The sequence below is a fragment of the Paraburkholderia sp. SOS3 genome, from assembly GCF_001922345.1.
Taxonomy (GTDB): Bacteria; Pseudomonadota; Gammaproteobacteria; order Burkholderiales; family Burkholderiaceae; genus Paraburkholderia.
Window position 1 is genome coordinate 1,871,380 of sequence record NZ_CP018811.1, and the last position, 22,658, is coordinate 1,894,037.

The 22,658-nt window shown below is 64.0% G+C and carries 18 protein-coding genes; 11 read left to right on the plus strand and 7 right to left on the minus strand.

The window, feature by feature from the left end:
• Positions 1-37: 37 nt before the first annotated feature.
• Both BTO02_RS08585 and BTO02_RS08590 read left to right on the plus strand, forming a co-directional pair.
• Positions 38-1,141: an ABC transporter permease gene (locus tag BTO02_RS08585; RefSeq protein ID WP_083615226.1), complete on the plus strand. Its 1,104-nt coding sequence runs from the start codon at positions 38-40 to the stop codon at positions 1,139-1,141.
• A gap of 106 nt (positions 1,142-1,247) precedes the next feature.
• Positions 1,248-2,162, plus strand: coding sequence for an ABC transporter ATP-binding protein (locus BTO02_RS08590; RefSeq protein ID WP_075156676.1), 915 nt, complete (start codon positions 1,248-1,250; stop codon positions 2,160-2,162).
• A gap of 13 nt (positions 2,163-2,175) precedes the next feature.
• On the opposite strand, the gene BTO02_RS08595 is transcribed toward BTO02_RS08590, so the two are convergent.
• Positions 2,176-2,421, minus strand: a complete 246-nt coding sequence (locus tag BTO02_RS08595) for a hypothetical protein (RefSeq protein WP_075156677.1) — start codon at positions 2,419-2,421, stop codon at positions 2,176-2,178.
• Positions 2,422-3,004: 583 nt separating this feature from the next.
• On the opposite strand from BTO02_RS08595, the gene uvrA reads away from it, so the two are divergent.
• On the plus strand, positions 3,005-8,941 hold the full coding sequence (uvrA, locus tag BTO02_RS08600) for an excinuclease ABC subunit UvrA (RefSeq protein ID WP_075156678.1): 5,937 nt from the start codon (positions 3,005-3,007) through the stop codon (positions 8,939-8,941).
• 166 nt (positions 8,942-9,107) lie between these two features.
• Here the strand turns inward: uvrA and BTO02_RS08605 are convergent, their stop codons facing one another.
• Genes BTO02_RS08605 through BTO02_RS08620 form a run of 4 tightly spaced genes read right to left on the minus strand, consistent with a single transcriptional unit; the run spans position 9,108 to position 13,500 of the window.
• Complete coding sequence (locus tag BTO02_RS08605; RefSeq protein WP_075156679.1) at positions 9,108-10,001, minus strand: energy transducer TonB; 894 nt, start codon at positions 9,999-10,001, stop codon at positions 9,108-9,110.
• A complete protein-coding gene (locus BTO02_RS08610) occupies positions 9,991-10,392 on the minus strand; it encodes an ExbD/TolR family protein (RefSeq protein WP_075156680.1) in 402 nt (133 codons plus the stop codon). The genes BTO02_RS08605 and BTO02_RS08610 overlap by 11 nt, the downstream gene beginning before the upstream one ends.
• A complete protein-coding gene (locus BTO02_RS08615) occupies positions 10,389-11,096 on the minus strand; it encodes a MotA/TolQ/ExbB proton channel family protein (protein WP_075156681.1) in 708 nt (235 codons plus the stop codon). Before BTO02_RS08615 ends, BTO02_RS08610 begins: the two co-directional genes overlap by 4 nt.
• A gap of 28 nt (positions 11,097-11,124) precedes the next feature.
• A complete protein-coding gene (locus tag BTO02_RS08620; RefSeq protein WP_075156682.1) occupies positions 11,125-13,500 on the minus strand; it encodes a TonB-dependent receptor in 2,376 nt (791 codons plus the stop codon).
• A 323-nt stretch (positions 13,501-13,823) separates the two neighbouring features.
• On the opposite strand from BTO02_RS08620, the gene BTO02_RS08625 reads away from it, so the two are divergent.
• From BTO02_RS08625 to BTO02_RS08635, 3 genes are all read left to right on the plus strand, one after another.
• Positions 13,824-14,528 (plus strand): glutathione S-transferase N-terminal domain-containing protein, encoded by a 705-nt coding sequence (locus BTO02_RS08625; protein WP_075156683.1) that lies wholly within the window; start codon positions 13,824-13,826, stop codon positions 14,526-14,528.
• Positions 14,529-14,962: 434 nt separating this feature from the next.
• On the plus strand, positions 14,963-15,241 hold the full coding sequence (locus BTO02_RS08630) for a type II toxin-antitoxin system RelE/ParE family toxin (RefSeq protein WP_075158716.1): 279 nt from the start codon (positions 14,963-14,965) through the stop codon (positions 15,239-15,241).
• Positions 15,242-15,314: 73 nt separating this feature from the next.
• Positions 15,315-15,635 (plus strand): HigA family addiction module antitoxin, encoded by a 321-nt coding sequence (locus BTO02_RS08635; protein WP_075156684.1) that lies wholly within the window; start codon positions 15,315-15,317, stop codon positions 15,633-15,635.
• A gap of 85 nt (positions 15,636-15,720) precedes the next feature.
• On the opposite strand, the gene BTO02_RS08640 is transcribed toward BTO02_RS08635, so the two are convergent.
• Positions 15,721-16,587, minus strand: a complete 867-nt coding sequence (locus BTO02_RS08640; RefSeq protein ID WP_075156685.1) for an alpha/beta fold hydrolase — start codon at positions 16,585-16,587, stop codon at positions 15,721-15,723.
• A 290-nt stretch (positions 16,588-16,877) separates the two neighbouring features.
• On the opposite strand from BTO02_RS08640, the gene BTO02_RS08645 reads away from it, so the two are divergent.
• The 5 genes from BTO02_RS08645 (at position 16,878) to BTO02_RS08665 (ending at position 20,381) form a co-directional block, all read left to right on the plus strand.
• The gene (locus BTO02_RS08645; RefSeq protein WP_075156686.1) at positions 16,878-17,657 is read left to right on the plus strand and encodes an amino acid ABC transporter substrate-binding protein; all 780 of its coding nucleotides are present in this window, start codon (positions 16,878-16,880) and stop codon (positions 17,655-17,657) included.
• 68 nt (positions 17,658-17,725) lie between these two features.
• A complete protein-coding gene (locus BTO02_RS08650; RefSeq protein ID WP_075156687.1) occupies positions 17,726-18,403 on the plus strand; it encodes an amino acid ABC transporter permease in 678 nt (225 codons plus the stop codon).
• A complete protein-coding gene (locus BTO02_RS08655) occupies positions 18,403-19,170 on the plus strand; it encodes an amino acid ABC transporter ATP-binding protein (RefSeq protein WP_075156688.1) in 768 nt (255 codons plus the stop codon). Before BTO02_RS08650 ends, BTO02_RS08655 begins: the two co-directional genes overlap by 1 nt.
• 137 nt (positions 19,171-19,307) lie before the next feature.
• A complete protein-coding gene (locus BTO02_RS08660; protein ID WP_075156689.1) occupies positions 19,308-19,958 on the plus strand; it encodes a hypothetical protein in 651 nt (216 codons plus the stop codon).
• 192 nt (positions 19,959-20,150) lie between these two features.
• Positions 20,151-20,381 carry a hypothetical protein gene (locus tag BTO02_RS08665; protein ID WP_075156690.1) on the plus strand — a complete coding sequence of 77 codons (231 nt, stop codon included), beginning with the start codon at positions 20,151-20,153 and terminating at the stop codon, positions 20,379-20,381.
• 30 nt (positions 20,382-20,411) lie between these two features.
• Here the strand turns inward: BTO02_RS08665 and BTO02_RS08670 are convergent, their stop codons facing one another.
• Entirely contained in the window at positions 20,412-22,349 is a 1,938-nt protein-coding gene (locus BTO02_RS08670) for a glycosyl transferase family 1 (protein WP_075156691.1), read from the minus strand.
• Positions 22,350-22,658 lie beyond the last annotated feature (309 nt).

The window sequence follows — 22,658 nt, forward strand, 5'->3', positions numbered from 1 at the left end:
CGCCGTCTCGACGATCGAGCACCGCAAGGAGAATCGGATGACAGCCGATGCACAGGTTGCCGCGCATGGCAATGCGAGCGCTGTTGCAAGCGCCCATGCAAACGCCGGCGAAAACGCCGCTGCAACCCCGCTTGCGACTTCTGTTGCGCCGCCGCTCACGAGGCCGCGCGCGAGACCACGCTCGGGGACCGACTGGTTCGCGGTGCGCCGCGAACTGTCGACCAAAAGCCGCTGGACGCTCGGCATCGGCTCGTTCGTGCTGCCGCTTCTGGTCTGGTGCATCGTCAGCTATGTGCCGTTCGTCTGGCATCCGCAAATGCTGATCGAGAACCCCGGCAGCGTCGATTATTTTCAGCCGGGCATGCGCATCGACAAGGCGACCTTCAACGACGAACTGCAAACCGCGCGCGCGAAACATGCGGCGCTGCCGACCGGCATCGCAGTGAATCCGGTCTACCTGCCGGCACCGCATGAGGTGCTGCGCGCGTTCTATACGGCCTTTACGACGCCGCCCGCCTCGCGCGATGCCCCGTGGCTGCATGAAAGCCTGTGGCACAGCATCCAGGTGATTTTCTGGGGTTTCGTGATTTCATCGGCGATCGGCGTGCCGCTTGGCATCGTGTGCGGCACGTATAGCGCGCTCGCGCGGCTGCAGGAGCCGTTTATCGAGTTCTTCCGCTATCTGCCGGCGCCCGCGTTCGGCGCGCTGATGGTCGCGGTGCTCGGCATCTATGACGGGCCGAAAATCGCGATCATCGTGATCGGCACGTTCTTCCAGCAGGTGCTGATCGTCGCGAACACGACGCGCAAGCTCGACTACGCGCTCTTCGAAGCCGCGATGACGCTCGGCACGAAGAAGCTCAAGCTGCTCACGCATGTGGTGATTCCGGGCATCCTGCCGGACCTGTATCGCGATCAGCGCATTCTGCTCGGCTGGGCGTGGACCTATCTGATCGTCGCGGAACTCGTCGGCACGAGTTCGGGCATCACGTGGTACATCACGCAGCAGGCGCGCTACGAACACTTCGACAACGTGTACGCGGCGATCATGATGATCGGCATCATCGGCCTCGGCTCGGATCTCGTGCTCGCGTATTTCGGCCGCAAACTGTTTCCGTGGGACCGCACGCTCAAGGCGTAAATACGCGAATCGAGCCCTGCCGGAGCGTGCACGAACAGGCGCGCACGGCTCGATTCGATCCGCCTCGCAAGCAGTCCGTCCCCATGCCTAGCCACAGGAATTCGTCATGTTGAATCCGCAACCGGTTCCGTCCTATCTGTTGCAGTCCGACGCGGTGCGCGCGCGTTTCGACCGTCTCAAAGCGCGCGACGTGATTCTCGACGTGCGCAATCTCGGCAAGTGTTTCCCGACCTCGCACGGCGAACACGTCGCGCTCGATGACATCAGCTTCCAGACGCACCGACGCGAGTTCGTCTGCGTGATCGGGCCGTCGGGCTGCGGCAAGTCGACGCTGATCCGCATTCTCGCAGGGCTCGAGCGGCAAACGAGCGGTGACGTGCTGATCGACGGCAAACCCGTCGACGGGCCCGGTGCCGACCGCGGGATGGTGTTTCAGGGCTACACGCTGTTCCCGTGGCTCACGGTCAAGAAGAACGTGATGTTCGGCCTGAAGATGAACGGTCTCGGCCGTACCCAGGCCGAGCGCGAGGCACTGCAGTGGCTCGATCTCGTCGGCCTCGCGAAATTCGCCGACGTCTATCCGCATCAGTTGTCGGGCGGCATGAAACAGCGCGTCGCGATTGCGCGCGCACTCGCGAACCGGCCGCGCATCCTGCTGATGGACGAGCCGTTCGGCGCGCTCGATGCGCAAACGCGCGCGAAGATGCAAGCGCATCTGCTCGACATCTGGCGCAATATCGACGTGACGGTGCTGTTCATCACGCACGATCTCGACGAAGCGATCTTTCTCGCGGACCGCATTCTCGTGCTGAAGGCGAACCCCGGCGAAGTGCAGGAACTGATCGAAGTGCCGGTGCCGAGGCCGCGCGAGCTTGCGCAGTCCACTTCCGCCGAATTCATCGCAACGAGGGCGCGGCTCGAAGCGCTGATCCATCCGCCGATCGCTGAGAGCGACGCGGAAGACGACGGCGTGAAGCCGCATATGGTCCGGATGACCGATATATCGGACAACGTCGAATGACAGCCGGCGATCGTTAGTCTTCAATCGGTACTTCGAAGCGTGTCCGGCAACCCGGACATTCGACCGGCATATATTCGTCCTGCGCCGCATGCAGGACGAGCGGCTGCTCTTCTCCCGCCAGAAAACAGACCGGGCACGGAAACGCTTCGTGCGACCTCAGCCGGTGCCAGCGGTCGACGTAGCGCTCGATGTCGGGCGGCGGCGCGCCGATCGACTCGAGATGGTCAAGCAGGACGTGAAACAGAGCAGGGTTCTGCATGGATGGTCTCCGGTCCCTTTTGCCGGTTGTGCGGCGGATCGCCCTCTCATCATGATAGGCAGGCGCGCGCATGCCGTGCCTCCTGCGCGCTTCGTCCACGCGTGGTCCGCGCCGCGATCGCCGCGGCGTCGCAAAACGCCGACGAAAGCGTCTGCCGATGACCGGTGTCCGATAAATCCCCATTATCTGGCGGCAAAAACCCATGTTGCATTCGGGATCGTCAGGGGTGCGCTTTAAGGTTCGGTTAAGAGTTCGCTTCTACATTGATACGCGCCGCGCAAGACGCGGGCGCGATGCCCGCCCTTGGCGACCGCTTTCGTGAACTACCGGGGGGTGGTGAACGAAGACCATCGTCGACTCTGCGTCGACTGCCGAAAGGTAAAGATGGCGGCGGTACCGGCTGCTATCCGGCTTGCAACGGGCCGGCAGCGACCTTCAGAACCCGGCCTGCCGCCGGGTTTTTTCTTTGGCTGCGCGTGCGGCATCTTCCGCTTTTTAGTGCATCGGTTCCCGGCCGCGAACACAAAAGACTGTATATATATACAATACGCTGACTCGCGAACTTCTATTCACGGACAGCAAATTGGCCTCTCATGGAACGATCCGCATCCGCGGAGCCCGCCAGCACAACCTCAAAAACGTCGACCTCGACCTGCGCACCGGCGAAATGACGGTAGTGACCGGCCCGTCCGGGTCGGGCAAGTCGAGCCTCGTCTTCGACACGCTGTACGCCGAAGGCCAGCGCCGCTACGTCGAAACTTTCAGCGCCTACGCACGCCAGTTTCTGGACCGGATGGACCGGCCGCAGGTCGACCGCGTCGACGGCGTGCCGCCGGCCATCGCGATCGATCAGACCAATCCCGTGCGCAGTTCGCGTTCGACGGTCGGCACGATGACCGAGCTGAACGATCACCTGAAGCTGCTGTACGCGCGCGCGGCCGAGCTGTTCGACCGCAAGACGGCGCAGCAGGTGCGGCACGACACGCCGGAAACGATCTACGCGGAGCTCGCCGCGCGCACCGCAGGCGGCGATCCGCGCGTCGTCGTCACGTTCCCGGTCGAACTGCCGGAAAGCGCGAGCGAGACGGAAGTCGAGCAGTGGCTGTCCGCGAGCGGCTACACGCGCGTGCAGGCGCAGCGCGAGGTCGAGTCGCCGACCGGGCCGCGCAAGGTGCTCGACGTCGTCGCGGACCGCTTCCGCCTGCATCAGGTGGACAAGGCGCGCGTCGTCGAGGCAGTCGAAGCGTCGCTCAAGCGCGGCGGCGGGCGCGTCAATGTCTATGTGCTGAATGAAGCGAACGAGGCGCACGGCGACGCGGCTGCGGCGCCGGCGCCGCAAATCTGGCGCTTCTCCACGGGCCTGCACAACCCCGATAGCGATCTGCGCTACGCCGACCCGCAGCCGGCGCTGTTCTCGTTCAACTCCGCGTACGGCGCGTGCGATACCTGTCGCGGCTTTGGCCGCGTGATCGGCGTCGATCTCGGCCTCGTGATTCCCGACGAACGCAAAACGCTGCGCGGCGGTGCGGTCAAACCGATGCAGACGCCCGCATGGAAAGAGTGCCAGGACGATCTGATGCGCTACGCGGCGAAGGCGAATATCCGCCGCGACACGCGCTGGTCCGAACTGACCGATGCCGAGCGCGACTGGGTCATCAACGGCTCGCCGGACTGGGACGGCGAGTGGCAGCGCCAGTGGTACGGCGTCAAACGCTTTTTCGGGTACCTCGAATCGAAGGCGTACAAGATGCACATTCGCGTGCTGCTGTCGAAATACCGCAGCTACACGCCGTGCGAGACCTGCGGCGGCGCGCGTCTGAAACTCGAATCGCTTTTGTGGCGCCTCGGCACGAAGCCGAACGCGGACGCCGTGCTCGACCCGGCGCGGCGCTTCATGCCGCGCGGCGCCGACTGGACGCGCGCGCAGCTCGAGGCGCTGCCGGGTCTCACAGTGCACGACCTGATGCTGCTGCCGATCGAACGTATCCGCCGTTTCTTCGACGAAATCACCTTGCCGAGCGCATTGCTCGACGACGCCTTGAAGCTGCTGCTCGCCGAAGTGCGTACGCGCCTCAAGTATCTGTGCGACGTCGGCCTCGGCTATCTGACGCTCGACCGGCAAAGCCGCACGCTGTCGGGCGGCGAAGTGCAGCGCATCAACCTGACCACGGCGCTCGGCACGTCGCTCACGAAAACCTTGTTCGTGCTCGACGAGCCGAGCATCGGCCTGCATCCGCGCGACCTTAATCGCATCGTCGAAGCGATGCAGCGTTTGCGCGACGCGGGCAATACGCTCGTCGTCGTCGAGCATGATCCGTCGGTGATGCTCGCGGCGGACCGCCTGATCGACATGGGCCCGGGGCCCGGCGAGCGCGGCGGCTCGATTATTTTCGACGGCGCGCCGCAGGCCATCCGCTCGGCCGGCACGCTGACCGGCGAGTATCTCGGCGGCCGCAAGCACGTCGCCGATGCGGCGCACTGGTCGCGCCGGCCCGTCGATGCGGGCACGCCGCGCATCGTGCTCGAAGGTGCGCGCGAACACAACTTGCGCGACGTCGATGTGGAAATACCGCTGCAGCGGCTCGTCTGCGTGACGGGCGTCTCCGGCTCCGGCAAGTCGACGCTCGTGCAGGACGTGCTGTATCCGGCGCTGGCGCGCCATCTCGGCAAGGCGACCGAAACGCCGGGCGCGCATCGTTCGTTGTCGGGCGTGGAAAGTATCAGCGACGCGGTATTCGTCGACCAGTCGCCGATCGGCAAGACCACGCGTTCGAATCCGGCCAGCTACGTCGGCGCGTTCGACGAGATCCGCAAGCTGTTCGCGAAGGCGCCGCTCGCGGCGCAGCGCGGCTATGGCGCGGGCGTGTTCAGCTTCAACTCGGGCGACGGCCGATGCCCGACCTGCGGCGGCTCGGGTTTCGAACATATCGAAATGCAGTTCCTCAGCGACGTCTACTTGCGTTGCCCCGACTGCGACGGACGGCGCTACCGGCCCGAGATTCTCGAAGTGAAGATCGAGCGCGGCGCACGCGCGCTGAGCGTGGCCGACGTGCTCGAACTGACGGTCAACGAAGCAGTCGGGTTCTTTGCCGGCGACGCCGAAGTCCTGCGCGTGTTGCAGCCGATCGTCGACGTCGGTCTCGAATACGTGAAGCTCGGCCAGCCGGTGCCGACCTTGTCGGGCGGCGAAGCGCAGCGCCTGAAGCTCGCGGGCTTTCTCGCGGAAACCGCGCAGGCGGCCGGTGCGCGCAACAAAAAGGAAGCGCGCGCGAGCCGCCTTTTCATGTTCGACGAACCGACCACGGGCCTGCATTTCGACGACATCGCCAAGCTGATGCGCGCGTTCGCCAGGCTGCTCGCGGGCGGCCATTCGCTGATCGTGATCGAGCACAACCTCGATGTGATCCGCGCGGCCGACTGGCTGATCGATCTCGGCCCCGAAGGCGGCGACGGCGGCGGTCTCGTGCTGTGTGCGGGCACGCCGGAAGACGTCAAGCAATGCGCGGGTTCGCATACGGGCGCTGCGCTCGTGCAATACGACGAGGCGATGGGTCGTGCGATCGAGCCGGCCGAAGCGGCAAGCGAGGGCGTGCCGCTGCAGGCGACGCTGGCGGCGGCGCGCGCGCGGCGAGCGGTCGAGGGCGAAGACGTCGTGCGCATCGTCAACGCGCGCGAGCACAACCTGAAGGCGCTCGACGTCGATATTCCGCACGGGCGCTTCAACGTGATCACGGGCGTGTCGGGCTCCGGCAAATCGACGCTCGCGTTCGACATCCTGTTCCACGAAGGTCAGCGCCGTTATCTCGAATCGCTGAACGCGTACGCGCGTTCGATCGTGCAACCGGCAGGACGTCCTGAAGTCGATGCCGTGTACGGCATTCCGCCGACCGTCGCGATCGAGCAACGGCTCTCGCGCGGCGGCCGCAAGAGTACCGTGGCGACCACGTCGGAGGTGTGGCACTTCCTGCGCCTGCTGTATGTGAAGCTCGGCTTGCAGCATTGCATTCACGACGGCACGCCTGTCACGTCGCAAAGCATCGAGTCGATCGCCGCGCAGCTGCTGCGCGATCACAAGGGGCAGCACGTCGGCATGCTGGCGCCGCTCGTCGTGAACCGCAAGGGCGTCTATACGGACCTCGCGAAATGGGCGAAGGCGCGCGGCAACACGCATCTGCGCGTCGACGGCGAATTCGTGCCGGTCGACCCGTGGCCGAAGCTCGACCGCTTCCGCGAACATACGATCGAGCTGCCGGTCGGCGACCTCGTCGTATCGGCCGATCACGAAGCGGAACTGCGGCGTCTGCTCGAACAGACGCTCGAAGCGGGCAAGGGCGTGATGCATCTGCTTGCGCCGCTCGACGGATTGCAGCGCGCGATGAGCCAGGGCGGCAAAGGCGGCAATGGCGGCACCGCGAAGATCGGCGAGGTCAAGGTGCTGTCGACGCGGCGCGCCTGCCCCGTGTGCGGCACCAGTTACCCCGAGCTCGACCCGCGCATGTTCTCGTACAACAGCAAGCATGGCTGGTGCACGACCTGCGTCGGCACGGGGCTCGCCCTGACGCGCGAGCAGCGCGCCGCGTACGACGACACGGTGCTCGTCGACGACAACCGCGGCCGCGAGCAAACGCTGCCGTCCGATGAGCAGGAACCCGAAGGCGTCGGCGACGAGCCGTGCCCGGATTGCCGCGGCACGCGGCTGAACCCGACCGCGCGCGCGGTGACGTTCGACACGCAGCCGATCGTCGACGTCGCGCAATGGACCGTGTCGGATACGCGCAGGTGGATCGACGGGCTGCGGCTCGAGGGCCGCGAGGCGGAGATCGCGCGCGACGTCGTGAGCGAGATCGCGAGCCGGCTGCAATTTCTCGAGGAAGTCGGGCTGGGCTACCTGAGCCTCGATCGTGCGGCGCCGAGCCTGTCGGGCGGCGAAGCACAGCGCATTCGCCTTGCGGCGCAACTGGGCAGCAATCTGCAGGGTGTCTGCTACGTGCTCGACGAGCCGACCATCGGCTTGCATCCGCGCGACAACCAGATCCTGCTGAACGCGCTGCGCAAGCTCGGCGACAAGGGCAATACGCTCGTCGTCGTCGAACACGACGAAGATACGATCCGGCGCGCCGATCACATCATCGATATCGGTCCGGGCGCGGGCAAGCGCGGCGGTACGCTGGTGGCCCAAGGGGGCGTGAGCGATCTGTCGGCGCAGTCCGATTCGCTGACCGGCCGGTTTCTTGCACAGCCGATTCCGCATCCGTTGCAGGTGCGGCGCCCCGTGGCCGCGCCGGCTGCAGCATCGGGCAAGCGCGCGGCAACCGCTGCCGTGCCCGAGCAGTGGCTCACCGTGCATGGCGGCAAGCTGCACAACCTGCGCGGCGTGACCGTCGGCATTCCGCTCGGACGCCTCGTCGCGATAACGGGCGTGAGCGGCTCCGGCAAATCGACGCTCGCGCGCGACGTGCTGATGACGAATCTGCTCGACGCGGTTGGCCGCTCGGTGCTGTCGTCGCCGGCGACGCGGCGCGCGCGCAAGGCCGCGCAGGCCGACGAGCCGCAGACGAAGCGGCGCTCGAGCGTGCTCGCGCGCAGCGCGCCGCGTCCTGCGCTGAACGTCGCGCACGCGTGGCAGGGCTGCGAGTCGATCACCGGCTGGGAAGCGATCGACCGTGTGCTCGAAGTCGATCAGACGCCGATCGGCAAAACGCCGCGTTCGTGCCCGGCCACCTATATCGGCGTGTGGGACACGATCCGGCGGCTGTTTGCCGATACGCTCGAGGCGCGCGCGCGTGGCTACACCGCATCGCGCTTTTCGTTCAATACCGGCGACGGGCGTTGCCCGGCCTGCGAAGGGCAGGGCGTGCGCACGATCGGCATGAGCTTCCTGCCCGACGTCAAGGTGCCGTGCGACGTCTGCCACGGCCAGCGCTTCAATCCCGAGACGCTGGCCGTGACCTGGCGCGGCAAGAACATCGGCGACGTGCTGACGATGGAGATCGACGAAGCAGTCGAATTCTTCGCATCGATGTCGAACATCGCGCATCCGCTGCAGTTGATGAAGGACGTCGGGCTCGGCTATCTGACGCTCGGCCAGCCGTCGCCGACGCTATCGGGCGGCGAGGCGCAGCGTATCAAGCTCGTCACCGAACTCTCGAAGGTGCGCGACGACGTCACGCGGCGCGGGCAGAAGGCGCCGCATACGCTGTATGTGCTCGACGAGCCGACGGTCGGCCTGCATATGGCCGACGTCGCGAAGCTGATCCGCGTGCTGCACCGGCTCGCGGACGGCGGTCATAGCGTCGTCGTGATCGAGCACGATCTCGACGTGATCGCCGAAGCGGACTGGATCATCGACCTCGGTCCGGAAGGCGGCGTCGGCGGTGGCACGATCGTCGCGGCGACCGATCCGGAAGGGCTCGTCAAGGTGCGTGCGAGCCACACCGGGCAGGCGCTCGCGCCGGTGCTCGCGCGCGGCAGCGCGGCGCTGCAGGATGCGGTCGAAACGGGCAAGGTTGGGGCGGCGTGACGACGGCGCGAGGCTGGCGTGACGCTGCCGTGCTGTGGCGTGAGCGATTTGCCGGCCGCCGCTTCCATCGCGCTTCTATTCGCCGCGGCGCGCGGTTGGCGGCGCGGCATGGCATGGCCTGGCATGCCGATGCGCGCGTAGTCATATTCACGCGGCGCGCCTGATCTCAATCGACGTTGAAATGCACGCGGATGTCCTGCGTGCTTTCGATGGCCTGGCCGTCTTTCATCGCGGGGAAGAAGCGCCACTTTTTCAAGGCATCGAGCAGCAGCTGATTGAGCCGCGGATTGTGCGTCGGCTTGATCAGTTCGACGTCGACCGAGCCATCGCGATGAACTGAAAAGCGCGCGGTCGCGACGGCTTGAAACGCGTCCTCGCGCAGATCGTCGGGCAAGGACGGCAACGGTTGCAGAATCGCGTGCGCGGGACCGTTGCCCGTGCTCGTCGATGCCCGATCGCTCGATGAATCTGCTCTAGCTGTTGCGGCTGACTTCGCCGGGCCATTCGGCTGCAGCGTGTTCGACGATGCAGATGCCACTGGGGCCGTAGCGGCCGGCTGCGCAGGGTTTGCGGTAGCCGTGGCCGTCGTCGGCGGCGGCGCCACAGGCTGCGCACGCTCATTGCCTTCGACGAGCGACGGTGTAGCGACCGGCGCTGCGGCGGGGCGCGACACATTGCGCGATGGCGCGGCAGTCGCGGGCGCAGGCGCGATACGGTGACGCGTCGATTGCGCAGGTTTTGTCGTGGCGGCCGGCGCAGCGGGCGCGGGCGTTGTGCGTGCCGCCGTTTCAGGCATGTGCGTGCCCGACTGCGGTGACGTCCGATGCGGCTCATCGGGCGGCAAGCGCACGAGCCGCACATCGAGCACGGCCGGCTGCTTCGTTGTATTCGCTTTGTCGTCGGCGTTCCATAGCCCGTGCACGAACCCGGCGGAAAATCCGATCCAGATCGAGACGGCCGCGAGCACGCAGACGAGCGCACGCGGCCCACGCGCATCGAGCATCGTATGCACGCGATCGCGTTTATCGGTTACGCCCGCGGCCGCTACCTTACTGGTCACGCTGAACAGCCACGAGGAAATGTTCAGCGCCGCCTTCGCGCGCGTGCAGCATCGCCTGCACGACGATCCCGTTTGCGGCCGCCTGATCCGCCGCGATCACTACGTCGCCGCGCGGGCCGGCGAGTCGCCGGATCGTGGCCGCGACTTGATCGAGCGATACACGTTGACGGTTGATTTCGATGTGGCCGTCGCGCGCAATCGCGAGCGTCAGCGGCTGTTCGGTCGCGAGCGCTTCGGCATGCCCTTGCGGCAGCGTCAGGCGGATCGCGTCGAGTCGCTGCATCGATAGCGATGTCAACATGAAGGTCGCGAGCAGAAAAAACATCACGTCGATCATCGGGATGATCTCGATGCGCCCGCGCTTCGCGGTGCGTGAACGACGCAGTCTCATGGCTTCGCGCCGATCGGTCTGGACGCGCCGATCCTGACGGCCGCGGCGCCCGAGATTGTGGAGGCGGACGCGGCCGACGCGGCAGCGGACGTGGAGGAAGCCTCCTCGCGCGCGAGCCTGATATCGGCGAGCCACGCGCTCGTGAAGGTCTCGAGCTCCTCGACGAGCCGGTCGATGCGCCGCGAAAAGTAGTTGAACGCGAACAGCGCAACGAGCGCGATCACGAGCCCGAGCGCGGTCGCAACGAGCGCCTGCGCGACGCCGCCGGTCACGCCGGTTGGATTGACGAGCCCGTTGCCGCCGATCAGCCGGAATGCGTGCATCATGCCGACGATTGTCCCCAGCAGACCGACGAGCGGCGCCGCCGTGACGATCGTCTCGAGCACCCACAGACCACGCGAGATGTCGCGTTGCACGTCGAGCGCGAGCGCGCTCGCGCGTTCCTCGATCCACCAGGCGGGCTTCGTGAACTCGGCGACGAGCGGCGTCAGCAGCCGGCGCAGCGCGTGTTGCGGCGCGAGCGTGGCGATCAGCGCGCTGATATCGCCGCCGTACGACGCGATATCGGGCACGCGCGCGAATCGCCAGAACACATACAGCCGGTCGAGGATGATAAAAAGCGCGACGAGCGCAAGCAGCGTGAGCGGGTAGATGATCCACCCCGCGACGCGCGCTGCTTCCACGATACCTGTCCAGTCTTGCATCGAACCTTCCTCGAGAATCTGACGCGGTTTAGAAATACTTCGTGATACCCGCATAGAACGCGCGATACGGGCCGAATTGCGGCGCACCGACGCCGATCCCGGAACCGTCGCGCAGCTCATAGACGCGGCCGAACGCGTTCACGACCGAGCCGCGTACGTCGACCTTGCCGACCAGCGGTGCATTGATGTGCTCGATCACGCCGAGATTGACCTGCGCATAGAGCGGCAGTTTGTCGGTATTCGCGAATCCCGAGCGCAGGCCGCTGCCGACCGTGCCGTCCGCGGTGAACGTGGTCGTGTGCCACGTGTACGAGCCGCCGAACGACGCGGTCACGCGCTGATCGTGATCGAGGAATACGAAGTGATTCGAGATGAACGCGAGTTCGTCGGCGCCGAAGTTGAACTGCGCGGAGTCGATGTTCTTGCCTTGCGCGCGGCTATACGCGACGTTCAGGTAAGCCGCAATGTTCTCGTGCTTGTAGTTCGCGGTGAATTCGATGCCGTAGACGCGCCCATACTGATAGTTGAACGGCGCGAAGATCAGCGCGGTGCCGAACTGCCCCTCGTCGAGCAGGTTGTGCGCCTTCTTGTAGTACGCATCGAGCCCGACCGTCACGTCCGAGCCCAGACGCTGCGTGACGCCGATGTCGTAATAGTCGTCGCGCTCGGGCTGCACGGGGTCGTTTTGCGTGACCTCGGGCGCGTTGGTCGTGCCGGCGAAGCGGCCGATCGTGCCGCTCGACACCAGTTCGAACGACGGCGGCGTGAAGTAGCGCGCGTAACCGGCGTGCAGTGTCGTCGCCGGTGTCAGCTGATAGACGGCGCCGATGCGCGGACTGAGCTGATGCGCGCTGACGAACTCGTTCATGCCGTCGTAGCGCAGGCCGTAGTTCAGGGTCAGCTTCGGGGTGATCTTCCACTCGTCCTGCAGATACGCGCTATACAGATAACCGGTCTTGCTGCTCGAATCCTGCAGCGTGACCGGCACGTCCGATGCCTGATTGCCGTCCGCGTCGGTCGGAAACACCGACACCGTATCGCTGAACTGCGCATGTTCCTGCTGCAACTGCAGGCCGCCGCGCAGCGTGTGTGTGCTATTGAGCCGCCATGTCGTGTCGGCTTGCAGCGTGTTGGCGGTGTCGTTGTGGAAGTCGTTCGACGCGACGCCGTTGAAAATCAGATCGCCAACGGGATCGGGATTGAACTGCGTGCGCGTGTAGCGCGTGGACAGCGCGACCTGATAGTCGAAGTCGCCGCCGTTCGTGCCTTGCAGCGCGACGACCGCATAATTGTTCAGTTCCGACTGGGTTTCGTTCAGATTCGCCGAGTTGAAGGTCGGCGTGCCGGCCAGCGTGAACATCTGGGGCAGCCCCGGCGTGTTCGGAATCTCGAACTGATTGGCCGCGGTACCGAGCATCACGGAGACGCGCGTCAACGGATTGATCAGGTACGACATGTAGCCGAACGCGTCGCCCTGGCGGGTGTGGTCGTGAATCGGCGACGGACTCGCGGTCGGTGCCTCGATGCCGAGGTTGTTCACGCCGAGCGAGCCCGTAAAGAAATAGCTGAAGTCGCCCTTGCTGCCATACACGTCGGCGCTCGTGCGCAGCGTCTGATGGCTGCCGCCGAACACGTCGATCGAACCGCCGTCGCCGGTGTCGCCGTTCTTCGTATGGATGTCGACGATGCCGGCCGTGCGGTCGCCGTATTGGGCAGGCAGCGCGCCGGTCAGCAGATTGACCTGATCGATGATGCGCGTGTCGAGCGATTGACCGAAGCCGCTGATCGGCTCCGGAATCTGGATGCCGTTGATCCGGTATTGCAGGTCGGCGTGATCGCCGCGCACGTGCACCTGGCCGAACGAATCGTTGGCGACGCCGGGCGCCTGCAGCAGCACCTGGTTCAGCGGCGTGTTTTCGCCGAGCGGCATCGCCTGAATATCGGCGTTCGTGATGCGGTAAATGCTGCTGCCGGTTTCGGGCAAGAGCCCATTGCGTGCCTGGTCGAGGCGCTTCGCGTAGACATTGACGTCGAGCGTGTCGTCCTTCTTCAGCTTGAGTGCTAGCGGCGCGGCGGTTCCACCTGTCGTGTCGGCGAGCTTCGTCGTCGCCTCGAAGCCCGTCGCCGTGACGGCGATGGCGTATGCGCCTGGTGCTACGTCGTTCAGCTCGAAATGGCCGTTGGCATCGGTATGGGCATGGCCGGCGTCGCTGCCGCTCGAGGTTTTCAAGCTCACCTGTGCGTTGGCGATCGGTTTGCCGTTCGCGTCTTCGACCGAACCGCTCACGGTGGTGGCCGCGCGCGCAGCGCCGTTCGTGGCCGCGCCGGCCGCCCATGTCTGATTGCCTGCAAGCGCCGCAAACAGCAACACGGCCGCCTGCGCAATGTGTGTGCGAGATTTCATACCGGACAAGTAGTTTGAGTTGTTGATCTTTTTTTAAGGACTCCGCCCCGGGCGCCTGGCCCTTTAGCCTGTGGTCTTCAGGCGGCGGACTCCGTCGATGCGCGCCATCCATCGTGGCCGATGCCCCGGCTCACGCGTCATTCATCGAAGCGCAGCGTGCGAATGATATAACATAACATTTCACGGCGGCATTAAATATTTATGGGAAGCTGCGCGAGACAGGCGTGATGCAGCGGAGTGGATGAGGGTGTGTTGACGGCGCAGTGCGACGCATGCAACGCTTGAACAAAATCATGACCCACTCGCCGAACAGGAGACGCTCGATGGCCGATCTATCCGCTTTTCCGATTACAACCCGGTGGCCTGCACGGCATCCCGACCGGATCCAGCTGTATTCGTTGCCGACGCCAAATGGCGTGAAGGTCTCGATCATGCTCGAGGAGACCGGCTTGCCGTATGAGCCGCATCGCGTGAGCTTCGACACCGGCGACCAGAAGTCTCCCGAGTTTCGATCGGTCAATCCGAATGCAAAGATTCCGGCCATCATCGACCCGAACGGTCCGCAAGGCGAGCCGCTCGCGTTGTTCGAGTCGGGCGCGATCCTCGTCTATCTCGCGGACAAGAGCGGTCAGTTGATGCCGCAAAAGCCCGCGGGCCGCTACGAAACCATTCAGTGGCTGATGTTCCAGATGGGAGGCATTGGGCCGATGTTCGGACAAGTCGGGTTCTTCAATAAGTTCGCCGGTAAGGACTACGAGGACAAGCGGCCGCGCGACCGGTATGTCGCCGAAGCGAGGCGGCTGCTCGATGTGCTCAACGATCGGCTCGCGGGCCGCGAGTGGGTCATGGGCGACATGTTGACGATCGCCGACATCGCCGTTTTTCCATGGGTGCGCAATCTGACCGGTTTCTACGAAGCAGGCGAACTGGTCGGCATTACGGACTTCCCTCATGTCACGCGTGCGCTCGATGCGTTCGTTGCGCGTCCCGCCGTTGCCCGCGGTTTGAATATTCCGCAGCCGGTTTGAATCACAGCTTCGACGCCCGCGCGTGGCCGCCCGGTCATGCGCTTACTCCCGCATGTGCCTTCGCAGGATCGAGGCGAACAGCCGGCGATATCGCCACACACTGGCCGAACGGCATATTGCGGCGGACCCTGAAGATCGAAGATGATAGACCGCAGTTGCACAGGCGGTCGCCTGCTTTCCTGCCTGTCTAAACCTGTTAGTTAGTTACCCGTATCGATCTCGGAATTGCCGCGTGATCGCTGTGACTGCCTGTCCGCTTTTCTTGTCGGATCGCATCTGAAAAGCGTCGCAGTGAGACATCGTTTGTTGTATAGCGGCACGGAGTGAACCTGCCTCACTCTGCACTATTGTAAATCGTTAGTTTACAGTCTATAGTGATGTCGGTGCGGGGATGTGACAACGCCGTGAGGCAGGCGCGGTCCCGGAAGTCGAAGATGATCCAATCATTCAAGCACAAAGGCCTCGAGCGTTTTTTTCGGACGGGTTGCGAAAAGGGTATTCAGTCGTCTCATGCAGCAAAGTTAAGCCGTCAGCTGGGCGTGTTGAACAACGCAAAATTGCCGGCGGACATGAACCAGTTCGGCTGGGGTTTGCATGCGTTGCAGGGTAAGCGGAAAGACTGCTGGTCGGTTCAGGTCAACGGTAACTGGCGTTTGACGTTCGAATTCGAAGAGGGTCACGCAGAACTCGTCAATTACGAGGATTATCACTGACGTGTACGTGTTTTCCTCTATTGGTTGCTTTGTCTGGAAGAGCGTTTCATCGGTTTTTTCTGAAGAGGTTTCTATGGCCAAGATGTTTAATCCTCCGCATCCCGGCACGATCCTGCGCGAAGATGTGTTGCCGGCGCTGCAGTTGAGCGTGACGGAGGCTGCAAGCCAGCTCGGCGTATCGCGCGTGATGCTGTCGCGCGTCTTGCATGAGCGCGCCAGTGTGACGCCGGAGATGGCGTTGCGTATCGAAGCATGGCTCGGCGTCGATCGTGGCGGCCGTGCCGACTTGTGGCTCGCTTTGCAGTCCGACTACGATCTGTGGCAAGCGCGCAAGCATGCACCGAAGAAGGTCAAGCCGGCGCCGATGCCCGAGCCCGTCGATGCCGCTGCGTGACGTGCAGCCGATGCGCATGCCATGCCGCAGTAGCGAATGCACGCGGCGTGGCGCGGTTGTTATGCCGGTAGCAATGCGGATCGCGTCAGCGCCTCGTTGCAGATACGAACGTGGCAATTGCGTCGTCAAGCGCCTGTGTTGCTTCGACATGGGGCGAATGCCCGCAGTTGTTTAGCTTGACGAGCCGCGTGTGCGGTACCTCATCGGCGATTCCGTCGATTTGCGCCATCGTGGCGTAGTGATCGTCGCAGCCTTGCACGGCGAGCAACGGGCATTGAATCGCATGCAGCTGACTAACGATGTTCCATGTGCGGAACGTTGGGCTCAACCAGATATCGCTCCAGCCGTAAAACGCCGAGTCGACGTCGGCATGGTAGCGGGCGAGCTTGTCGCGCAGATCTTTTTGCTCGTAGGCGATCCTCGTCTGCGCCACCTCCGCGACCGACACATCCTCGACGAAAATATGCGGTGCAATGGTCACTGCTCCCGCGAGCGCGTCCGGAAATGCGCTCGCATAGAGCAGCGCAATCGACGCGCCGTCGCTGTGGCCAATGATCCACATCCGCTCGCGCTCGTGCGCGACGACGTTCAGCGCGTCGAGCAACGCCGGCAAGACGTCGTGTGCTTGCGTCGACAGGTAGTTGAACGGAAGTGTCGTGCCGTGCGGGCGAGGCGTCGAACGCCCGTAGCCGGGCCGTGAGTAGAGCAGGCCGCGCATGCCGAGACGATCGCACAGCGACTGCGGCCAGTCTTTCCACATCGAGACCGAACCGAGCCCTTCGTGCAGAAACACAGCGAGCGGCGCTTCGCGCAGATGCGGGTTCAGCCACCGGTACTCGAGTGTCAGCGCGGTTCGTCCGGCGCTTGCGGCGAGTGCCGTCAATGCGCTGTCGGATTCTGACGGGTAGCTGCGCGCGGCGGCGGTGGAAGCGGGGTTCGGCGGGCTATGCATCGCGTCGGAGTCCTTGGCGGACGGCGGTTTTCGGGTTCCCGGCAGCGTGACTTACGTATCGCGGCATTGCGCCGGGCTTGTTTTCGACGGCGTGCGACGCGGTTTGCCCCGTAGAGGTGCGCATTGCCAAATGCACGGTTTCAGTCTAGCTTATTCCGCCACCGCATATAGTTAAAGCGCGAAATGCGTTGCTGAAATATAAGTCGTTTGCTACAGTCCGCGCACTCTGCGGCATGCATGATGCTGCGGTCATCGCCTTGACGGATAAAACAAATTATCGGAGCTCACTCATGAAGTCGATTCGATCTCTTCTGCTCATCGGCCTGCTGCAGGTTGCGACCGCAACCGCCGCGTTTGCGGCGGACGGCCTCGCGCAGGTCAAATCCGCCGGCGTGTTCAAGATCGGCACAGAGGGCACGTACGCGCCGTTCTCGTTTCATGACGCGTCCGGGCAACTGACGGGCTTCGACGTCGAGATCGGCCGCGAAATCGCGAAGCGCATGGGCGTGAAGCCGGAGTTCGTCGAAGGAAAGTGGGACGGCCTGATTGCCGGTCTCGACGTGAACCGCTACGACGCGGTGATCAACGAAGTCGCGATTACCGACGCGCGCAAGGTCAAATACGACTTCTCCGACCCGTATATCGTGTCGCACGCGGCGCTGATCGTCCGTTCGGACAATACGACGATCAAATCGTTCGACGACCTGAAGGGCAAGAAGTCGGCCAATACGCTCACGAGCAATTTCGGCAAACTCGCGGCCGCGCACGGCGCGGAAGTCGTGCCGGTGCAGGGTTTCAACGAGTCGATCGATCTGCTGACCTCGGGGCGCGTCGATGCAACCGTCAACGATTCGCTGTCGTTCCTCGACTTCAAGAAGCACAAGCCGGACGCGAAGGTGAAGATTGCCGCGATCGACACGGGCGAGCAAAGCGACAAGTCCGCCGTGCTGATCCGCAAGGGCAATCCTGAACTGAAAGCCGCCATCGACAAGGCACTGCGCGATATGAAGGCCGACGGCACATATGCGAAGATCTCCGACAAGTACTTCGGCAAAGACGTCTCGCAATGAGCGCGACTGCGTACACGCCTGATCGCTTTGACGCCGCATTGACAACACGAATCACGCGAGCCTGAATCATGCCTGCCTGGCTGCATCTGATGGGGCAGTCCTTGTGGCCCCTCCTGTACGCGGGCCTCGTCTTCACCGTGCCGCTGACGCTTGTTTCGTTCGCGCTCGGGTTGACGCTCGCGTTTATCGTCGCGCTGGTGCGACTGTTCGGGCCGCCGTGGGCCGTCGCCATCGTGCGCTTCTACGTCTGGCTGATCCGCGGGTCGCCGCTGCTCGTGCAACTGTTCGTGATTTTCTACGGCTTGCCGAACGTCGGCATCGTGCTCGATCCGTTGACGGCGGCGATTATCGGCTTTTCGCTCAATGTCGGCGCGTACAATTCGGAAGTGATCCGCGGCGTCATCGAGTCGATTCCGAAAGGGCAGTGGGAAGCGTCGTATTCGATCGGTATGACGCGCGGCCAGGCATTATGGCGCGTGATCCTGCCGCAGGCGGCGCGCGTTGCGCTGCCGCCGCTGTCGAACTCGTTTATCTCGCTTGTCAAAGATACGTCGCTCGCGGCCGTGCTGACGGTGCCGGAGATCTTCCAGGCAGCGCAACGGATCGCGTCCGTCACCTATGAACCGCTGATCCTCTATACGGAAGCCGCGCTGATCTATCTCGTGTTCAGTTCGGTGCTGTCTTCCGCGCAGGTGCACCTCGAACGCAGGTTCGCGCGGCATGCGCTTTTCCAGTCGAGCAGCTGATGATCCGTCTCGAGAAAATCGACAAGTATTTTGGCAGCCATCGTGTGCTTTCCGCTGTCGACCTCGCGCTCGAACCGGGCAGCGTCACGGCGCTGATCGGTCCGTCGGGCAGCGGCAAGAGCACTTTGCTGCGCTGCGTGAACCTGCTTGAAATTCCGGAGGCAGGCACGCTCGAGCTCGGCGATCTGCGCGTCGAATTCAGCCGCGCGACGAAGCCGCCGCGCGACACCGTGCTTGCGATTCGCCGTCGCACGGGCATGGTGTTTCAGAATTTCCAGCTGTTTCCGCACCGGACCGTGCTCGAGAACGTGATGGAAGGGCTCGTCACTGTGCAGAAGTGGGACGTCGAACGCGCGCGTGCGCGGGCGCAGGAACTGCTCGCGAAAGTCGGGATCGCGCACAAGGCGGACGCGTGGCCAACCACGTTATCGGGCGGCCAGCAGCAGCGTGTCGCGATTGCGCGCGCGCTTGCGCCGTCGCCCGACGTACTGTTGTGCGACGAGCCGACCTCGGCGCTCGATCCTGGTCTTGCGGCGGAAGTCGTCGAGGTGCTGCGCCAGCTCGCGCAGGAAGGGATGACGATGCTGATGGCGACGCACGACCTGCGCCTTGCGGCATCGATCTCGCGCGATGTGCTATTTCTCAGCAACGGCGTCGTCGTGGAGGCGGGTCCGTCGCGCGAGATCTTCACGCGGCCGCGCGAGAAGGAGACGGCGAACTTTGTCTCGACGCTGACGCAAAGCTTGCCCGACGCGTGGGCAAATTGATGGGGGGAGTGCGCGGTCGACTGTGCGGCTGCTTGCGGCGGTCGCCGGCCGCCGGCCGCCGGTTACCGACGGCCGGCGTCGCGAAGGTCCGGCCGGCTCCAGGCTACAATGCCCCGCAGATCAAGAACGGACGAGTTATGAACACCCGCGTTTTCACCGTTGTATCGTCTGCTGCGGCGCTTGCGCTGTTCGCCGGTTGCACCGTCTACAAGAACACTGCGGCCTGCGAAGACACGATGCGCAGCGCGGCCGCCGATCGGGCGGCCTCGGAAACGCTGAAGATCAGCCATGCAGGCGCCGGTATTCACGGCAGCCGGGTGGTGGTCGAAGGTGCGTTCGAAAGCATGGTGCCGGCCTCGTCGGTCGCGGCGATCACGGCGGCGTGGGCAAGGCCGCCTGCGTCGGACGCAGCGGAGGCTTCCGGGCCCTCCGCTGCGTGGCAGCCTTCGGCTGTGGCAACGCGTCCGGGTGCTTCTGCGACGGCATCGGCGCAGAGGTCGACCGCCGGGGCCGCGCCGCGGACATCGGCCGATGTGCAACCGTCCACATCGACGCCCACGTCGGCCGGCATGGCCGGCGTTCTTGCGCCGACGTTCGCGTCCTCGCAGGAGCAGACAGCGGCGGCCAGTCAGAAGCCGACCTCGCGTGCGTCGAAGAAACCGGTCAAGCTCGCCATTCCCGCAGCGATCGAATGCAGATTCGATGGCCAGAATCTCACGTCGTTCAAATGGCTCTCGCCGGGTAGACTCGTCAGTCATACCGATGGCGACAAGGCCCAGTCGGACTGAGTACCGGGCCGCACGGGACGCGCTCCTTTACCCTTACCCGCCTCAATCGTTTCGCGGCAGACGCCAACGCACTTGCAGCTCCATTCATCGTCAGCCGTTGCTATCGCATTGCAACATGCGTATTGGCATGATTTGCGTGCGCGCGTGCGGTCCAGTGCTACGATTTCCAGTGTCGCAAAGCGGGGGGTCATTATGGACGGCTATATCAGGCACCAGATCGAAGGCGCATCGGTCGACATCGATGTTGTACCCGTCGCGCCGCATGGCTTCTGCGCACGCTTCCGGATTTTCCGCGATGCGTCCGACGAGCCCGAATGGCATCAGGTGCATGTGTCGGGCTCGGTGTTCAATACAGCCGCAGCGGCTGAAGAGGCGGCGCGGTCGATGGCGCTCGAGAAGGTGCTGGCGCGTGGCAATGGGTAGCGTAGCGCTGTGTGCCATGCCGCTAAGCCGTTAAGCCGTTAAGCCACGCGACGTTGGCGCTGCTTTTGCCCCGCTAGCGCCGGCTCGCAACGTTTCCATCCGCTGCGCTTCCACCAGTCGCAACACGCGCTCGCCGAATAGCGACGCATCGCCTTCGTAATACCGTTCGACCGCTTTCGTTTCGATCAAGCGTGCGCGCAGCGCTTCGCGCTCGCCATGTCCGTCGATCATCCTGACGGCGGCGTTCACGTAGTCGTCGACGCACGCGGCGACGGTCCACGCCGGCATGTCCGCACGTGCGAAGAGTGCGCCGTCGATGCGCTCGAACACTTCTGTTCCCGTGACGCAGACGCCTGGCACGCCGAGCGTGAACGCGTCGACGATGCCGTTCGTGTTGCCGAACGGGAACGGGCTCAGAAACATATCCGCGCGATGAATGCGCGCAAGATAATCGGCGTACGCGTGAAAGCCGTGCACGATCGCGCCCGGCAGTGCGAGCGCGATGATCCGGCGCATATGTTCGAGCAGCAGACCGTGCCGCGCGCCCGTCATCAGATGAAACTGCACCGGCGTTTGCGCACGCTGTTGAATCCGACGGCATGCTTCGAAGAAGCGCGGATTGAGCTTCATCTGGCTCGCCGTGACAACGATATCGAGCGTGTCGCGCCGCGCGGGCACGGCGGGCGCGACCGGCGGCAGCGCACTCGATGCAACATACGGCTGAGCGTTGCGCGGCAACGTCAGCAGTGTTTCGCTGAAGCAGTGCGGGTCGCCAACAAAGTCCTCCTCCACGCTCACATAGTCGATGCGCGCCGAGTGCGTCGTTGCCGGGTGGCCGAGCGCCGCGATCTGCAGCGGCGCCACGCGTAGATTCGACATGAAAACGGTCAACACGAACATGCCGACGCTCGGCATATAGAGCACGTCGGCCTGTTCCGCTTGCGCGAAATCGCGCACCGTCTTCAGGCATTCGCCGATGTAGTCCGGCTCCCTCAGCTCGATAAAGCGATCGAAGAGCGCGCGGCCGGTTTCGTCGACCGCGTAGCCGAAGCCGAATCCGACGACTTCGAAATACGCGCGTGCGGCAGCGAGCGTGCGCGAATGGGTCCGGTAAATCGAATGCGCGCTGCCGAACCACTCGAGCACGACGATCATGAGCGGCTTTTTTCGCTGCTTGCGTCGAGCGGCGCGGGTGGCGTCCGGTTCGGGCAGGACGCCCGGGAACTCGAGGTCGGCGAGCCCGAGTTCGTCGAGCTTGCGGCGCACGAGCACATTGATCTCCGCCTTGATCGCATGCCGGCGCGGCGTATCGGCGTAGCTGCAATACATGTACGCGTTATGCAGTACGCCCGTGGGTAGCGCATCGAGGTCGCCAATTTGCGCCAGCTTGCCCGGCAACCATTCGAGCAGCGCCTCGCGTTTGCCGTGCGCGCTCGCGGAGCCCTGGAACTCGGCCGCTAGTAATGCGAGCGCAAGACTTGCGGCAGCAATCGGATGGCGCGACCAGACGTCGTCGAGTTCGAGCGTCAGGTCCGATTCGCTCGAATAAAGCAGGCAGAGTTTCTCGAGTGAGCTTCGCGCGGCGCTCGACATGTGCGCGGCAGGACTGCCTTGCCACGCTCGGTAGAGAGAACGCGCGAGATGGTCGGCATTGCCGGGCGGCGTTGCCGCGAAAAGCGAACCGATCCGCGCGTGCGTCGACATCAGCGCCTCGATGACCGGGGCGGGTGGACGAAACGAAGCATCGGCGAAGAGCACGGTAATGGCCGTCGCGGCGCGCGCACAGAAGCGCTGCTGCTGCAACGCTTCCGGTAAATCTGCGAGACCCGACGCGCGGAAATCGTCATCGAGTTCGCCGCGCTTTTGCTGGAGCAGCGCAAGCAGCGCGATCAGTTGTTCGGTTGCCTTGTCGTGATCGTGCGTATAGACGCATTGCTCGAAGTCGTCGAGCAGGAAAGTGGTTCGCATCGGGATCGCCAGAAATTTTGCATCGCTAAATTGTATGGGAACACCGTTGGCGGCTCGTCAGAAAAGTTTGCTACCGACATCATTTTGAGAGTTTTCTTGTATCGAAACATTCCGAATCTTTGTAGGATTCACCTGCTGTCGACGTAAGCGAACGTGTCAGACCACATGGTGGCGCCGTCGGAGCGATCAGGTGTGTTGATCAGGGCGTCGATCCGGTAAGTTGACCGGCTGCGTTGACAGTTCGAAGCGGGGTGGGTGTGACGAAGCAGCGAGGAAAGTAGTTCTTGAAGTTGCCGGTGTCATCAATTT

Bases quoted from the DNA above. Each gene is read 5' to 3' on its own strand.
- BTO02_RS08585 (WP_083615226.1), top strand. From the start codon at position 38: ATGACAGCCGATGCACAGGTTGCCGCGCATGGCAATGCGAGCGCTGTT.
- BTO02_RS08590 (WP_075156676.1), top strand. From the start codon at position 1,248: ATGTTGAATCCGCAACCGGTTCCGTCCTATCTGTTGCAGTCCGACGCG.
- BTO02_RS08595 (WP_075156677.1), bottom strand. From the start codon at position 2,421: ATGCAGAACCCTGCTCTGTTTCACGTCCTGCTTGACCATCTCGAGTCG.
- BTO02_RS08610 (WP_075156680.1), bottom strand. From the start codon at position 10,392: ATGAGACTGCGTCGTTCACGCACCGCGAAGCGCGGGCGCATCGAGATC.
- BTO02_RS08615 (WP_075156681.1), bottom strand. From the start codon at position 11,096: ATGCAAGACTGGACAGGTATCGTGGAAGCAGCGCGCGTCGCGGGGTGG.
- BTO02_RS08620 (WP_075156682.1), bottom strand. From the start codon at position 13,500: ATGAAATCTCGCACACACATTGCGCAGGCGGCCGTGTTGCTGTTTGCG.
- BTO02_RS08625 (WP_075156683.1), top strand. From the start codon at position 13,824: ATGGCCGATCTATCCGCTTTTCCGATTACAACCCGGTGGCCTGCACGG.
- BTO02_RS08630 (WP_075158716.1), top strand. From the start codon at position 14,963: ATGATCCAATCATTCAAGCACAAAGGCCTCGAGCGTTTTTTTCGGACG.
- BTO02_RS08635 (WP_075156684.1), top strand. From the start codon at position 15,315: ATGGCCAAGATGTTTAATCCTCCGCATCCCGGCACGATCCTGCGCGAA.
- BTO02_RS08640 (WP_075156685.1), bottom strand. From the start codon at position 16,587: ATGCATAGCCCGCCGAACCCCGCTTCCACCGCCGCCGCGCGCAGCTAC.
- BTO02_RS08645 (WP_075156686.1), top strand. From the start codon at position 16,878: ATGAAGTCGATTCGATCTCTTCTGCTCATCGGCCTGCTGCAGGTTGCG.
- BTO02_RS08650 (WP_075156687.1), top strand. From the start codon at position 17,726: ATGCCTGCCTGGCTGCATCTGATGGGGCAGTCCTTGTGGCCCCTCCTG.
- BTO02_RS08655 (WP_075156688.1), top strand. From the start codon at position 18,403: ATGATCCGTCTCGAGAAAATCGACAAGTATTTTGGCAGCCATCGTGTG.
- BTO02_RS08660 (WP_075156689.1), top strand. From the start codon at position 19,308: ATGAACACCCGCGTTTTCACCGTTGTATCGTCTGCTGCGGCGCTTGCG.
- BTO02_RS08665 (WP_075156690.1), top strand. From the start codon at position 20,151: ATGGACGGCTATATCAGGCACCAGATCGAAGGCGCATCGGTCGACATC.
- BTO02_RS08670 (WP_075156691.1), bottom strand. From the start codon at position 22,349: ATGCGAACCACTTTCCTGCTCGACGACTTCGAGCAATGCGTCTATACG.